A 12,638-nucleotide genomic window follows, 5' to 3' on the forward strand; every position below is an offset into this window, starting at 1 on the left:
CGCGCAAGTCGTCTTGCAAACCACGCGCGGCCGCCAGCTGCGGGACCACGGCAAAACGCGGCGTGTGCCGCACGCACAGGGCCAGCAACTCACTGATGCGCGAGAAGCCGCTCAAGGCAAAAACCTGATAACGCTCGGGATGACGCGCAATCACGTCCAGGGTGCTCAGGCCAATCGAGCCGGTCGCGCCAAGGACGGTAATCTGCTGCGGACGGCTCACGGTGCCGCCATCCACAACAGCACCGCGAACACTGGAACGGCCGCAGTCAGGCTGTCGATACGGTCGAGCACGCCGCCATGACCCGGCAGCAGGTTACTGCTGTCCTTGATCCCGGATTGACGCTTGAACATGCTTTCGGTGAGGTCGCCCACTACCGAAATGAACACGATCAACGCCGCGCCGAGCAAGCCTTTAAGCAGTTCCGCCACGGTCCAGTCGCGCACCAGGCCGACCACCAGCGTAATCACCAGGCTCAGCGCGAGGCCGCCATAGACGCCTTCCCAGCTTTTGCCCGGGCTGACGTGCGGCGCCAGTTTGCGTTTACCGAACTTGCGCCCGGAAAAGTAAGCGCCAATGTCAGCGCCCCAGACCAGCACCATGACCGCCATGATCAGCCAGTTGCCCAACGGATACTGTTTGATCTGGACCAGACCTTGCCAGGCCGGTAACAGGATCAACAGGCCGATGACCAGTTTGCACGCGGCGCTGGACCAATGCCCGGTGGTGCGCGGGTAAGTCAGCACCAGATAGGTTGCCACCACCCACCACAGCACCGCGGCGCCCAGCACCCAAGGCGCGAGGCCAGGAACCAGATGCATGATCAGCAGCATCAGCGCGACGACTGCCGCATAACCGACGCGAACCGACTGTTCCGCGAAACCTGCCAGACGCGCCCATTCCCAGGCACCAAGGGTCACGACCAGCCCGATGAACAGGGCAAAACCGGAACCTTCGAGCAGGAAAAACCCGCACAGGGCAATCGGCAGCAGGATCAGCGCAGTGATGATTCGTTGTTTAAGCATTAAACCCGGGCTCCAGACTCGACCTGCTCGCTCGTTTTACCGAAGCGACGCTGACGAGAAGCGAAATCGGCCAGCGCAGTGCGCATGGCGTCGTGTTTGAAGTCCGGCCAGAACAGGTCGGAGAAGTACAACTCGGCGTAAGCCAGTTGCCATAGCAGGAAGTTGCTGATGCGGTGCTCACCGCCGGTACGAATGCACAAGTCCGGCAATGGCAGGTCGCCAGTCGCCAGACAGGTTTGCAGCAGTTCCGGGGTAATGTCTTCCGGGCGCAGATGCCCGGCCTGAACTTCCCGCGCCAGACGCTGCGCGGCTTGCGCGATATCCCACTGACCGCCGTAGTTGGCGGCGATCTGCAGGATAAAGCGATTGGAGCCGGCAGTAATGGCCTCGGCTTCGCGCATGGCAGCTTGCAGCTCGGGATGGAAACGCGAACGGTCGCCAATGATCCGCAGGCAGATGTTGTTGTCGTTGAGGCGCTTGGCCTCACGACGCAACGCCTTGAAGAACAGGTCCATCAAGGCGCTGACCTCATCGGCCGGGCGCTGCCAGTTTTCACTGGAGAAGGCGAACAGGGTCAGCACTTCGACCTTGGCCTCGGCGCACACCTCGATGACCGCCCGTACCGCATCCACACCCGCTTTATGCCCGGCGACACCCGGCATAAAGCGTTTTTTCGCCCAGCGATTGTTACCATCCATGATGATCGCGACATGGCGCGGCACCGCGGACGGCGCAGTCTGCTTGGTCTTATCCATGAAAACGCGACCCTTATACGGCCATCAGGTCCGCTTCTTTTTGCTTGGTCGCCGCGTCGATGTCGGCCTCAGCCTTGTCGGTGAGCTTCTGGATATCGGAAGCGGCACGACGTTCTTCGTCTTCGCTGATTTCCTTGTCCTTGACCAGTTTCTTCAGCTCGCCCAACGCATCGCGACGGATGTTGCGCACGGCAACACGCGCGTCTTCCGCTGCGCTGCGAGCCTGCTTGGTGAAGCCCTTGCGGGTTTCTTCGGTCAGGGCTGGCATGGAGATCAGCAGCAATTCGCCCAGGTTGGTCGGGTTGAGGTTCAAACCGGCGCTCTGGATCGCTTTGTCGACGGCGGCGAGCATGTTGCGCTCGAATGCCACGACTTGCAGGGTACGGGAGTCTTTTACGGTGATGTTGGCCACTTGAGTGATGGAAGTGTCTGTGCCGTAGTACGGCACCATTACACTGCCCAGAATGCTTGGGTGAGCCTTGCCGGTACGGATCTGACCAAATGCATGGTTCAGAGAGTCCAGAGATTTCTGCATGCGCTCTTGAGCGTCTTTCTTGATTTCGTTGATCATTGTTGGCCTTCCTCGATCAGGGTCCCTTCAGCGCCGCCGTGCACGATGTTCAGCAGGGCGCCGGGCTTGTTCATGTTAAATACGCGCAACGGCATCTTGTGGTCGCGGCACAGGCAAATAGCGGTCAGGTCCATCACGCCCAGCTTGCGATCCAGTACTTCATCGTAAGTCAGATGATCGAACTTCTCGGCATGCGGGTCTTTGAATGGGTCAGCGGTGTAGACGCCATCGACCTTGGTCGCCTTGAGCACGACATCGGCATCGATTTCGATTGCACGCAGGCAGGCTGCCGAATCCGTGGTGAAGAACGGATTACCTGTACCGGCCGCGAAAATAACCACTTCCTTGGCGTTCAGGTGACGCATGGCTTTGCGGCGATCGTAGTGATCGGTCACGCCAACCATGGAAATGGCCGACATCACGATAGCCGAGATATTGGCACGTTCCAGCGCATCGCGCATGGCCAGGGCGTTCATCACAGTGGCCAGCATGCCCATGTGGTCGCCGGTTACCCGATCCATGCCGGCCGCGCTCAGCGCTGCCCCGCGGAACAGGTTGCCGCCGCCGATCACCAGACCGACCTGCACACCGATGCCGACCAATTGGCCCACTTCCAGCGCCATGCGATCCAGAACTTTCGGGTCGATCCCGAACTCTTCCGAGCCCATCAGGGCCTCGCCGCTAAGCTTGAGTAGAATGCGTTTATAGCGAGCCTGATAACCACTGCCCTGCTGAGCCATTGCGAATCTCTCCTGCGGCGTATTTTAAAAATTCTTTGCGAGCTGTTTACAGCTGGCGTTCACTCTAGCTTGGCGCTGCTTCAGCGCCATCGGAACATGGCTTTGTAAGCCAGTTCCAACGGGAAACCAATCAAAAATTGGCAGCCCATCTGAAAAGAGGCTGCGCGCGTTAGCGGGCAGCCTCTTCAGGGCGACAGTTATGAAAACCGTCTTATTGCTTGGCGGCAGCCAGCTGGGCAGCAACTTCTTCAGCGAAGTTGTCGACCGGCTTCTCGATGCCATCGCCTACTTTGAAGTAGGTGAAGGAAACGATTTCAGCGCCAGCCTTCTTGGCCAGTTCGCCAACCTTGATTTCAGGGTTCTTGACGAACGCCTGCTCAACCAGGCTCGCTTCAGCCAGGAACTTGCTGATACGGCCTTTGACCATGTTTTCAACAATGTTCTCCGGCTTGCCGGCGATCTTGTCAGCGTTCAGAGTCAGGAATACACCCTTCTCACGCTCTACCGCTTCATCGGAAACTTCCGACGGCAGCAGGAATTCAGGGTTGGTCGCCGCCACGTGCATGGCGATGTCCTTGGCCAGCTCAACAGTGCCGCCTTTCAGGACAACTGCAACGCCGATCTTGTTACCGTGCAGGTAACCGCCAACAACGTCACCTTCAACGCGTGCCAGACGACGGATGTTGACGTTTTCGCCAACCTTGCCGACCAGTACCAGGCGAGCAGCTTCTTGAGCTTCGATCAGCGGAGCGACGTCAGTCAGTTTGTCGGCGAACGCTTTTTCAACGCTTGCAGCAACAAATGCCTTGAAGTCGTCCTGCAGAGCCAGGAAGTCGGTCTGCGAGTTCACTTCCAGCAGAACGGCGGACTTGCCGTCTTCTTTCAGAGCGATAGCGCCTTCAGCGGCAACGTTGCCCGCTTTCTTGGCAGCCTTGATGGCGCCCGAAGCACGCATGTCATCAATGGCTTTTTCGATGTCGCCGCCAGCCTTGGTCAAGGCTTTCTTGCAGTCCATCATGCCTTCGCCAGTACGCTCGCGCAGTTCTTTGACCAACGCTGCAGTAATCTCTGCCATTTCAAAATCCTCTTGGATAGGTTTTCAACCATTCCACCCGATCGAACGGGCGATCAATTCTTCCCGAAACACCCTTGCAGGTCGCTGCACGTTACAGAAGCTGTAGCTGCGCTACCGACAAATGGTTTTCGAGGTGGCAAAAAGGGGGCCAAGCCCCCTTTTTGCTTACTGAGTCAACGCCAAGGCGTCAATTACTCAGCTGCTGCTACCGGAGCTTCTTCAACGAACTGCTCGGTGCCGCCAGCAACGTGGTTGCGACCGCGAATTACTGCGTCAGCCATCGAACCCATGTACAGCTGGATAGCGCGGATTGCGTCATCGTTGCCTGGGATGATGTAGTCAACGCCTTCCGGGCTGCTGTTGGTATCGACTACGCCGATAACCGGGATGCCCAGCTTGTTGGCTTCGGTGATCGCGATACGCTCGTGATCAACGTCGATAACGAACAGTGCGTCTGGCAGACCGCCCATGTCCTTGATACCACCCAGGGAACGATCGAGCTTCTCAAGATCGCGAGTGCGCATCAGCGCTTCTTTCTTGGTCAGCTTGGCGAAAGTACCGTCTTCGGCTTGCACTTCAAGGTCACGCAGACGCTTGATGGAAGCACGGATGGTTTTGAAGTTGGTCAGCATGCCGCCCAACCAGCGGTGATCGACGTACGGCGAACCGCAACGTGCTGCTTCTTCAGCAACGATCTTGCCAGCGGAACGCTTGGTGCCGACGAACAGAATCTTGTTTTTGCCCTGGGCCAGGCGCTCTACGAAAGTCAGAGCTTCGTTGAACATTGGCAGGGTTTTTTCAAGGTTGATAATGTGAATCTTGTTACGCGCGCCGAAAATGTATTTACCCATTTTCGGGTTCCAGTAACGGGTTTGGTGACCGAAGTGCACACCGGCCTTCAGCATATCGCGCATGTTGACTTGGGACATGATAGTTCCTTAATAAGTCGGGTTTGGCCTCCACGTATCCCAATGACCAACCAGCAGCATCAGCTGAAGGCACCCAGGTCATCGTGTCGACACGTGTGTGGATTTAAGCCTTTCGGGGTATCCCCGGAAAGCGGCGCATTTTATATCACAAGGCAGAAAAAAACGGAACCAGGATTCTCGATTCCTCGCGCGCCCCTTTATCCACGCCCTTGGAATCGCCCGCCCATGCACCTATCTATAGAGAGAAGCGACGCACCCCTATAGAGATGTGCAACGCACAGAAGCTCAGATTTGCCGTGATCGTCTGTTAGAATCGCGTTTTTCAGGGCCGCGACCACTGATCGCGAAAAAGCCCCCTTTGTATTCAGAAAGCGCCATCGAGCGCAGAGAGAGCCTGTATGACCGTCACCCTCAAGACTCCCGAGGACATCGCCAAAATGCGTATCGCCGGCAAACTGGCCGCCGATGTGCTGGAAATGATTGCCGAACATGTCAAACCGGGTGTCACCACCGAAGAGCTTGATCGCCTCTGCCATGACTATATCGTCAACGAGCAGAAGGCCATTCCCGCCCCGCTCAACTACAAAGGCTTCCCGAAGTCGATCTGCACCTCGATCAACCACGTGGTCTGCCACGGCATCCCGAACGAGAAGCCGCTGAAGAATGGCGACACCGTGAACATCGACGTGACCGTGATCAAGGACGGCTACCACGGCGACACCAGCCGCATGTTCCACGTCGGCACCGTGCCGGTCTGGGCCGAGCGCCTGTCGCAGGTCACCCAGGAATGCATGTACAAGGCGATTGAAATCGTCAAACCCGGTTGCCGCCTCGGCGACATCGGTGAAGTGATCCAGAAGCACGCGGAAAAGAACGGCTTTTCGGTCGTTCGCGAGTTCTGCGGCCACGGCATCGGCAAAGTGTTCCACGAGGAGCCGCAAATCCTCCACTACGGCCGCGCGGGCACCGGCATGGAACTGCAAGCCGGCATGACCTTCACCATCGAGCCGATGATCAACCAGGGCAAGGCTGACACCAAAGTGCTGGGCGACGGCTGGACCGCCATCACCAAGGACCGCAAGCTCTCGGCCCAGTGGGAACACACGCTGCTGGTCACCGACACCGGTTACGAGATCTTCACTCTGCGCGCCGATGACACCATCCCGCGCGTTTCGGCCTGATCGACCCGTTCTGCCCCTAGCCTTATAGAAAGGAAAGCCAATCGATGCCGCAGGTGGATCCCGAACTCTTCGACCGTGGCCAGTTCCAGGCTGAACTGGCCCTGAAAGCCAGCCCCATCGCGGCTTTCAAGAAGGCGATTCGCCAGGCCCGCGAGGTGCTCGACGGGCGTTTTCGCAGCGGCCGCGACATTCGCCGGCTGATCGAGGATCGCGCCTGGTTCGTCGATAACATCCTGCAAAAGGCCTGGGAGCAGTTCAACTGGAGCGAAGACGCCGACATCGCGCTGATCGCGGTCGGCGGCTACGGTCGCGGCGAGTTGCATCCGTATTCCGACATCGATCTGCTGATCCTGCTGGACAGCGCCGACCACGAGATTTTCCGCGATTCCATCGAGCGTTTTCTGACGCTGCTGTGGGACATCGGCCTGGAAGTTGGTCAGAGCGTCCGCTCGGTGGACGAATGCGCGGTCGAGGCGCGCGCCGACCTGACGGTAGTCACCAACCTGATGGAAAGCCGCACCATCTGCGGCCCCGAGCGCCTGCGCCAGCGCATGCTCGACGTCACCAGCACCGCGCACATGTGGCCGAGCAAGGAGTTTTTCCTGGCCAAGCGCGCCGAGCAAAAAGCCCGCCACCACAAGTACAACGACACCGAATACAACCTCGAACCCAACGTCAAAGGTTCGCCCGGTGGTCTGCGCGATATCCAGACGATTCTGTGGGTGGCCCGTCGTCAGTACGGCACGCTGAACCTGCGCGCGCTCGCCGGCGAAGGCTTTCTGGTCGAGAGTGAAAACGCCCTGCTCGCCTCCTCCCAGGAGTTTTTGTGGAAGGTCCGTTACGCGCTGCACATGCTGGCCGGACGCTCCGAAGACCGCTTGCTGTTCGACCACCAGCGCTCGATCGCCGCGCTGCTCGGTTTCGAAGGTGATGACACCAAGCACACCATCGAAAACTTCATGCAACAGTATTACCGCGTGGTCATGAGCATCGCTCAGCTCAGCGACTTGATCATCCAGCACTTCGAAGAAGTCATCCTTGCGCCGGAAGACGAAGCGCCGCCGCAGCCGATCAATTCGCGGTTCCAGTTGCACGACGGCTACATCGAAGCGCGAAACGACAATGTATTCCGCCGCACGCCGTTCGCCATGCTCGAAATCTTCGTGCTGATGGCTCAGCAGCCGGAAATCAAAGGCGTGCGCGCCGATACCATTCGTCTGCTGCGAGAAAACCGGCATCTGATTGACGACGATTTCCGCAACGACATTCGCAACACCAGCCTGTTTATCGAACTGTTCAAATGCAAGATCGGCATTCACCGCAACCTGCGGCGGATGAACCGTTACGGCATCCTCGGACGCTATCTGCCGGAGTTCGGTTTTATCGTCGGGCAGATGCAACATGACCTGTTTCACATCTATACCGTCGATGCGCACACGCTGAACCTGATCAAGCATCTGCGTAAGTTGCAGTACACGCAGGTGTCGGAAAAATTCCCGCTGGCCAGCAAGCTCATGGCCAAGCTGCCGAAACCGGAATTGATCTATCTCGCGGGGCTTTACCACGACATCGGCAAGGGCCGGCATGGCGACCATTCGGACATCGGCGCGGTGGATGCCGAGGCGTTCTGCCAGCGTCATCAGTTGCCGACGTGGGACAGCCGCCTGATCGTCTGGCTGGTGCAAAACCACTTGGTGATGTCGACCACCGCCCAGCGCAAGGACTTGTCCGACCCGCAGGTGATCCACGATTTCGCACAGATCGTCGGCGATGAAACGCACCTTGATTACCTCTACGTGCTGACCGTTGCCGACATCAACGCGACCAACCCGACCTTGTGGAACTCCTGGCGCGCCAGCCTGTTGCGCCAGCTCTACACCGAGACCAAGCGTGCGTTGCGTCGCGGCCTGGAAAACCCGGTCGATCGCGAAGAACAGATCCGCCAGACCCAAAGCGCGGCGCTGGATATTCTGGTGCGCGGCGGCACCGATCCGGACGACGTCGAGCAATTGTGGGCGCAACTGGGCGATGACTATTTCCTGCGCCACACCGCGGGCGATGTCGCCTGGCACAGTGACGCGATCCTGCAGCAGCCGGCCGATGGCGGGCCGCTGGTGTTGATCAAGGAAACCACGCAACGCGAGTTCGAGGGCGGCACGCAGATCTTCATTTATGCGCCGGACCAGCATGATTTCTTCGCGGTGACGGTGGCGGCGATGGACCAGCTCAACCTGAACATCCATGACGCGCGGGTCATCACCTCCAGCAGCCAGTTCACCCTCGACACCTACATCGTGCTCGACACCGAAGGCGAATCGATCGGGGATAACCCGGCGCGGGTGAAAAAGATCCGCGAAGGCCTGACCGAAGCCCTGCGCAATCCTGACGATTACCCGACGATCATTCAGCGCCGGGTGCCGCGCCAGTTGAAGCATTTCACCTTCGCCCCGCAAGTGACGATTCACAACGACGCGCAGCGCCCGGTGACCGTGCTGGAACTCAGCGCGCCGGATCGGCCAGGGCTGTTGGCGCGGATCGGCAATATTTTCCTCGAATTCGACTTGTCGTTGCAGAACGCGAAGATTGCGACCCTTGGCGAACGCGTGGAAGACGTGTTCTTCATCACCGACGCCAACAATCAACCGCTGTCCGACCCGTTGCTGTGCAGCCGTTTGCAAGACGCAATCGTCGAACAGCTGACCGTCAGCCAGGAACCCGAGATCAATTTGTCGCGTATCAGTATTTGAACCAAACCACTTTTCCTGTGGGAACGGACTTGGCGAGGCGCGCTTATTGTGGCGAGGGGGCTCGCCCCCGTTCGGCTGCGAAGCAGTCGTAAACCATTGCACGCGTTAGGTCTGTAAGACCGCGCGCTCAGGTTCGGGGGCCGCTTCGCAGCCCAACGGGGGCGAGCCCCCTCGCCACAAAAGCCGTGGAACCGCCTGTTACTCCCACATTCAAAGAGACCCCGCACCGATGAACAACGCTCTGAACCAGTTGCAGCCGTACCCTTTCGAGAAGCTCCGCGCCCTGCTCGGCAGCGTCACGCCAAACCCCGACAAGCGCCCGATTGCGCTGTCGATTGGCGAGCCAAAGCACCGTTCGCCGAGCTTTGTCGCCGAAGCGCTGGCGAGCAATCTGGATCAGATGGCCGTGTACCCGACCACCCTCGGCATCCCGGCGCTGCGTGAAACCATCGCCGCGTGGTGCGAACGGCGCTTCAGCGTGCCGACCGGCTGGCTCGATCCGGCGCGCAACGTGTTGCCGGTCAATGGCACCCGCGAAGCGCTGTTTGCCTTCACCCAAACCGTGGTCAACCGTGGCGACGACGCGCTGGTGGTCAGCCCGAATCCGTTCTATCAGATCTACGAAGGTGCGGCGTTTCTCGCCGGCGCCAAGCCGCACTACCTGCCGTGCCTGGATGAAAACGGCTTCAACCCGGATTTCGACGCGGTCTCTCCGGACATCTGGAAACGCTGCCAGATCCTGTTCCTGTGCTCGCCGGGCAACCCGACCGGCGCGCTGATCCCGGTCGACACCCTGAAAAAACTGATCGCCCTGGCCGACGAATACGATTTTGTGATCGCCGCCGACGAGTGCTACAGCGAACTCTACTTCGACGAACAAACGCCGCCGCCGGGCCTGCTCAGCGCTTGCGTGGAACTGGGCCGCAACGACTTCAAGCGCTGCGTGGTGTTTCACAGTCTGTCCAAACGCTCCAACCTGCCGGGCCTGCGCTCGGGTTTTGTCGCCGGTGACGCCGACATTCTCAAAGGCTTCCTGCTCTATCGCACCTACCACGGCTGCGCGATGCCGGTGCAAACGCAACTGGCCAGCGTTGCCGCGTGGAACGACGAAGTGCACGTGCGCGCCAACCGTGCGCTGTATCGCGAGAAGTACGACGCGGTCCTGGAAATCCTCAGCCCGGTCATGGACGTGCAGCGCCCGGACGGCGGTTTTTACTTGTGGCCAAACATTGATGGCGATGACGAAGCATTCTGCCGCGACTTGTTCGTCAAAGAACATGTAACTGTGGTGCCGGGCTCTTACTTGTCCCGCGATGTCGACGGCTTCAATCCTGGCGCTGGACGCATTCGCATGGCGCTAGTTGCACCGCTGGCGGAATGTGTTGAAGCGGCGGAGCGAATTCGCGCATTTATTACCAACAAATAACAAGCCTTTTAATACTCCGCACGGCGCAATGCCGTGCGGTGTTAAAACATCAAGTAACAGCGTCAAGCAAATTACAACTTAACAAGCCCCATCAACTCGCTTAGCCTTCCGTTGCCCGCATAATTTAATTTGCACACATGGAAGTCGACAATGAACACGCACCCTTGCAAAGTCATAAGCCCTGATAATCTTCTGGCATCCTTTGAAGCGGCTATAAAAGAAAACTCCGCCAATGAACTGGCAGCAACGTCTGGTGGACGGCATAAACGTTCGGTGGGCCAATGGAGTAAATTCTGGGGTAATGGACGCACCCTGAATATTACGTTTGTCAATGCCGAGCCTGAGGCACTAAGAAGCCAAATCGAAGGCATCATCAGGCAGTGGGAGCCGTCTACCAACCTGACGTTTACATTTGACCAAAAATTAAACGGTGATATCCGTATAAAGACTGGCGCACAAACCAATGAGTCTTATGTCGGCACCGATGCGACACTGGCTCCAGCGGACGAGCCGACACTAAGCCTGCTCGTCGACCCACAGAACGTCGATTTTGAATGGACCATACTGCATGAGTTTGGCCACGCGCTGGGCCTACAGCACGAACACCTGCACCCCAAGGCGAATATCCCGTGGGACAGACCCAAAGTCTATGACTACTACAAAACCAACTATCAATGGACCGAAGAACAAGTCTATTACAATTTGTTCACGTTATTTCCGACAGCTGACTTCATGCAAGGCCCTTATGACAAAGAGTCAATCATGCACTACGTCGTCCCTAACGAACTGACCTTCGGTGATTGGGAAGTTCCTCGCAATACGCGCATCAGCAAACTCGACAGGCGCAATATGCGCAAAGCCTACCCTAAGCCCAACACCACCCCCTGATTTAAACCCGCTAAACATGGAAGTTCAAACATGCTTGATTCAACACCCTGCGAAATTATAAACGCCGATGACCTGAGCGCCTCTTATGAGGTTGCCATTAACGAAAACCCGGCCAATCGAGTTACCTCTCCGGGCGGTCGTGGTAAACGTGCCGTGGCCAAACACAGCAGATTCTGGGCACCCGGCCGCACACTGCATATTGCCTTCCTCGATGGTGAAGAAGACTTCATTCAGGCAACCATGCAAGCCGCCAATAATTGGCTGCCGCACATCAACCTTGAGTTTCTTTTCATCGAGGGTGATCAGGGCGATATCCGCATTACCCAAACGCCCGGCACCTATTGGTCTATGGTCGGCACCGACGCGCTGTTACGCACAGAAGGCGCAACCATGGGTTTGTCCCCGGACATGCGCATGCCGGCTTTCTTTGCCGCCAACGTGATGCATGAGTTCGGCCATGTATTAGGCGCCCTGCATGAGCACCAACATCCTGAAGTAAACATTCCATGGGACTTGCGCGCACTTTACGAGGCGCATGGCGCTGATCAGTTCGCCGATGAGGACCACTACGCGCGCACCGTCGTGGACGAACGTTATCTCACTCGATTAGATGCCAATGAAGTGCGTTACTCGGCTTATGACCCGAAATCGATCATGCACTACGCGATCCGCGAGGACTGGACCGAAGGCGATTTCAAGATTGACCTCAACCTTGTACTCAGCGACAAGGACAAGGCCTTCATGGCGGCAGCGTATCCCTACCCTGCCGCGCCAGATGAATAAATCGTTTATTTGACCTGGCCGAGGTTCGCCTCACTCATGTCCAACTCGCCCAATACTTCGCGCAGCACGTCATCACCGATCTGGTGATGACGACTCAACTTGTACAACTCCAGGCGTTGCGCGCGCAGCGCCTTCAAACGCAAGCGGCGCTCCAGCAGATCCATTTCGAACGCCAGCGCTTGCGCTTCGGCGGAATCGTTGAACACCTCAAGTTGATGGCGATATTCGGACATGAGCCGCGCCTTGAGTTCCGCCGCCAGCGCCGCTTGCGCCGCCTCGGCAGGCTTGGCCTCCTCGACTTCCAGCGCATGAATTGCCGCTTCCGCGGTTTTGCGCCACGCGTCGCGCACTTCATTGCGGCGTTTGTCGTCGGGACTTTTCTCGATGCCGCGCAGCAACATCGGCAAGGCAATGCACGCCGCGACCAACGACAGCAGGATCACCCCGGCGGCGATGAAAATCAGCAAGTCGCGCTCGGGAAACGCGTCGCCGCCCATCAGCAACGGCACCGACAGCACAC

At 58.2% G+C, this 12,638-nt stretch carries 11 protein-coding genes and 2 pseudogenes; 5 read left to right on the forward strand and 8 right to left on the reverse strand.

All coding sequences use genetic code 11. The features are described from left to right. From BI292_RS05050 to rpsB, 7 genes and pseudogenes are all read right to left on the reverse strand, one after another. Positions 1-220: pseudogene (locus BI292_RS05050) on the reverse strand (1-deoxy-D-xylulose-5-phosphate reductoisomerase); the annotation flags it as partial. Beyond that, positions 217-1,023, reverse strand: coding sequence for a phosphatidate cytidylyltransferase (locus BI292_RS05055; RefSeq protein ID WP_101207194.1), 807 nt, complete (start codon positions 1,021-1,023; stop codon positions 217-219). The gene BI292_RS05055 and the pseudogene BI292_RS05050, both read right to left, overlap by 4 nt. Further along, positions 1,023-1,778: a polyprenyl diphosphate synthase gene (uppS, locus tag BI292_RS05060; protein ID WP_092272448.1), complete on the reverse strand. Its 756-nt coding sequence runs from the start codon at positions 1,776-1,778 to the stop codon at positions 1,023-1,025. Before uppS ends, BI292_RS05055 begins: the two co-directional genes overlap by 1 nt. A gap of 13 nt (positions 1,779-1,791) precedes the next feature. Then, complete coding sequence (frr, locus tag BI292_RS05065; RefSeq protein WP_092272451.1) at positions 1,792-2,349, reverse strand: ribosome recycling factor; 558 nt, start codon at positions 2,347-2,349, stop codon at positions 1,792-1,794. Further along, positions 2,346-3,089: a UMP kinase gene (pyrH, locus tag BI292_RS05070; protein ID WP_003172271.1), complete on the reverse strand. Its 744-nt coding sequence runs from the start codon at positions 3,087-3,089 to the stop codon at positions 2,346-2,348. Before pyrH ends, frr begins: the two co-directional genes overlap by 4 nt. Positions 3,090-3,300: 211 nt before the next feature. Further along, a complete protein-coding gene (tsf, locus tag BI292_RS05075) occupies positions 3,301-4,164 on the reverse strand; it encodes a translation elongation factor Ts (RefSeq protein ID WP_092272454.1) in 864 nt (287 codons plus the stop codon). Between the two features lie 191 nt (positions 4,165-4,355). After that, positions 4,356-5,093: a 30S ribosomal protein S2 gene (rpsB, locus tag BI292_RS05080; RefSeq protein WP_003219330.1), complete on the reverse strand. Its 738-nt coding sequence runs from the start codon at positions 5,091-5,093 to the stop codon at positions 4,356-4,358. A gap of 398 nt (positions 5,094-5,491) precedes the next feature. On the opposite strand from rpsB, the gene map reads away from it, so the two are divergent. The 5 genes from map to BI292_RS05105 all read left to right on the forward strand — a co-directional run bounded on the left by map (position 5,492) and on the right by BI292_RS05105 (position 12,118). Then, positions 5,492-6,274: a type I methionyl aminopeptidase gene (gene map / locus BI292_RS05085; protein WP_092272457.1), complete on the forward strand. Its 783-nt coding sequence runs from the start codon at positions 5,492-5,494 to the stop codon at positions 6,272-6,274. 44 nt (positions 6,275-6,318) lie between these two features. Beyond that, positions 6,319-9,021, forward strand: coding sequence for a [protein-PII] uridylyltransferase (locus BI292_RS05090; RefSeq protein ID WP_092272460.1), 2,703 nt, complete (start codon positions 6,319-6,321; stop codon positions 9,019-9,021). 229 nt (positions 9,022-9,250) lie between these two features. Next, complete coding sequence (gene dapC / locus BI292_RS05095; RefSeq protein WP_101207195.1) at positions 9,251-10,447, forward strand: succinyldiaminopimelate transaminase; 1,197 nt, start codon at positions 9,251-9,253, stop codon at positions 10,445-10,447. Between the two features lie 150 nt (positions 10,448-10,597). Continuing rightward, positions 10,598-11,335 (forward strand): M12 family metallopeptidase, encoded by a 738-nt coding sequence (locus BI292_RS05100; protein WP_101207196.1) that lies wholly within the window; start codon positions 10,598-10,600, stop codon positions 11,333-11,335. 30 nt (positions 11,336-11,365) lie between these two features. Next, the gene (locus BI292_RS05105) at positions 11,366-12,118 is read left to right on the forward strand and encodes a hypothetical protein (RefSeq protein WP_101207197.1); all 753 of its coding nucleotides are present in this window, start codon (positions 11,366-11,368) and stop codon (positions 12,116-12,118) included. Positions 12,119-12,123: 5 nt separating this feature from the next. Here the strand turns inward: BI292_RS05105 and BI292_RS05110 are convergent. After that, positions 12,124-12,638, reverse strand: a pseudogene (locus tag BI292_RS05110) (Na+/H+ antiporter); the annotation flags it as partial.

Source organism: Pseudomonas sp. 43NM1, assembly GCF_002836905.1.
In the GTDB taxonomy this organism is placed as follows: domain Bacteria; phylum Pseudomonadota; class Gammaproteobacteria; order Pseudomonadales; family Pseudomonadaceae; genus Aquipseudomonas; species Aquipseudomonas prosekii.

Bases quoted from the DNA above. Each gene is read 5' to 3' on its own strand.
- map (WP_092272457.1), top strand. From the start codon at position 5,492: ATGACCGTCACCCTCAAGACTCCCGAGGACATCGCCAAAATGCGTATC.
- uppS (WP_092272448.1), bottom strand. From the start codon at position 1,778: ATGGATAAGACCAAGCAGACTGCGCCGTCCGCGGTGCCGCGCCATGTC.
- rpsB (WP_003219330.1), bottom strand. From the start codon at position 5,093: ATGTCCCAAGTCAACATGCGCGATATGCTGAAGGCCGGTGTGCACTTC.
- frr (WP_092272451.1), bottom strand. From the start codon at position 2,349: ATGATCAACGAAATCAAGAAAGACGCTCAAGAGCGCATGCAGAAATCT.
- BI292_RS05055 (WP_101207194.1), bottom strand. From the start codon at position 1,023: ATGCTTAAACAACGAATCATCACTGCGCTGATCCTGCTGCCGATTGCC.
- BI292_RS05090 (WP_092272460.1), top strand. From the start codon at position 6,319: ATGCCGCAGGTGGATCCCGAACTCTTCGACCGTGGCCAGTTCCAGGCT.
- dapC (WP_101207195.1), top strand. From the start codon at position 9,251: ATGAACAACGCTCTGAACCAGTTGCAGCCGTACCCTTTCGAGAAGCTC.
- BI292_RS05105 (WP_101207197.1), top strand. From the start codon at position 11,366: ATGCTTGATTCAACACCCTGCGAAATTATAAACGCCGATGACCTGAGC.
- BI292_RS05100 (WP_101207196.1), top strand. From the start codon at position 10,598: ATGAACACGCACCCTTGCAAAGTCATAAGCCCTGATAATCTTCTGGCA.
- pyrH (WP_003172271.1), bottom strand. From the start codon at position 3,089: ATGGCTCAGCAGGGCAGTGGTTATCAGGCTCGCTATAAACGCATTCTA.
- tsf (WP_092272454.1), bottom strand. From the start codon at position 4,164: ATGGCAGAGATTACTGCAGCGTTGGTCAAAGAACTGCGCGAGCGTACT.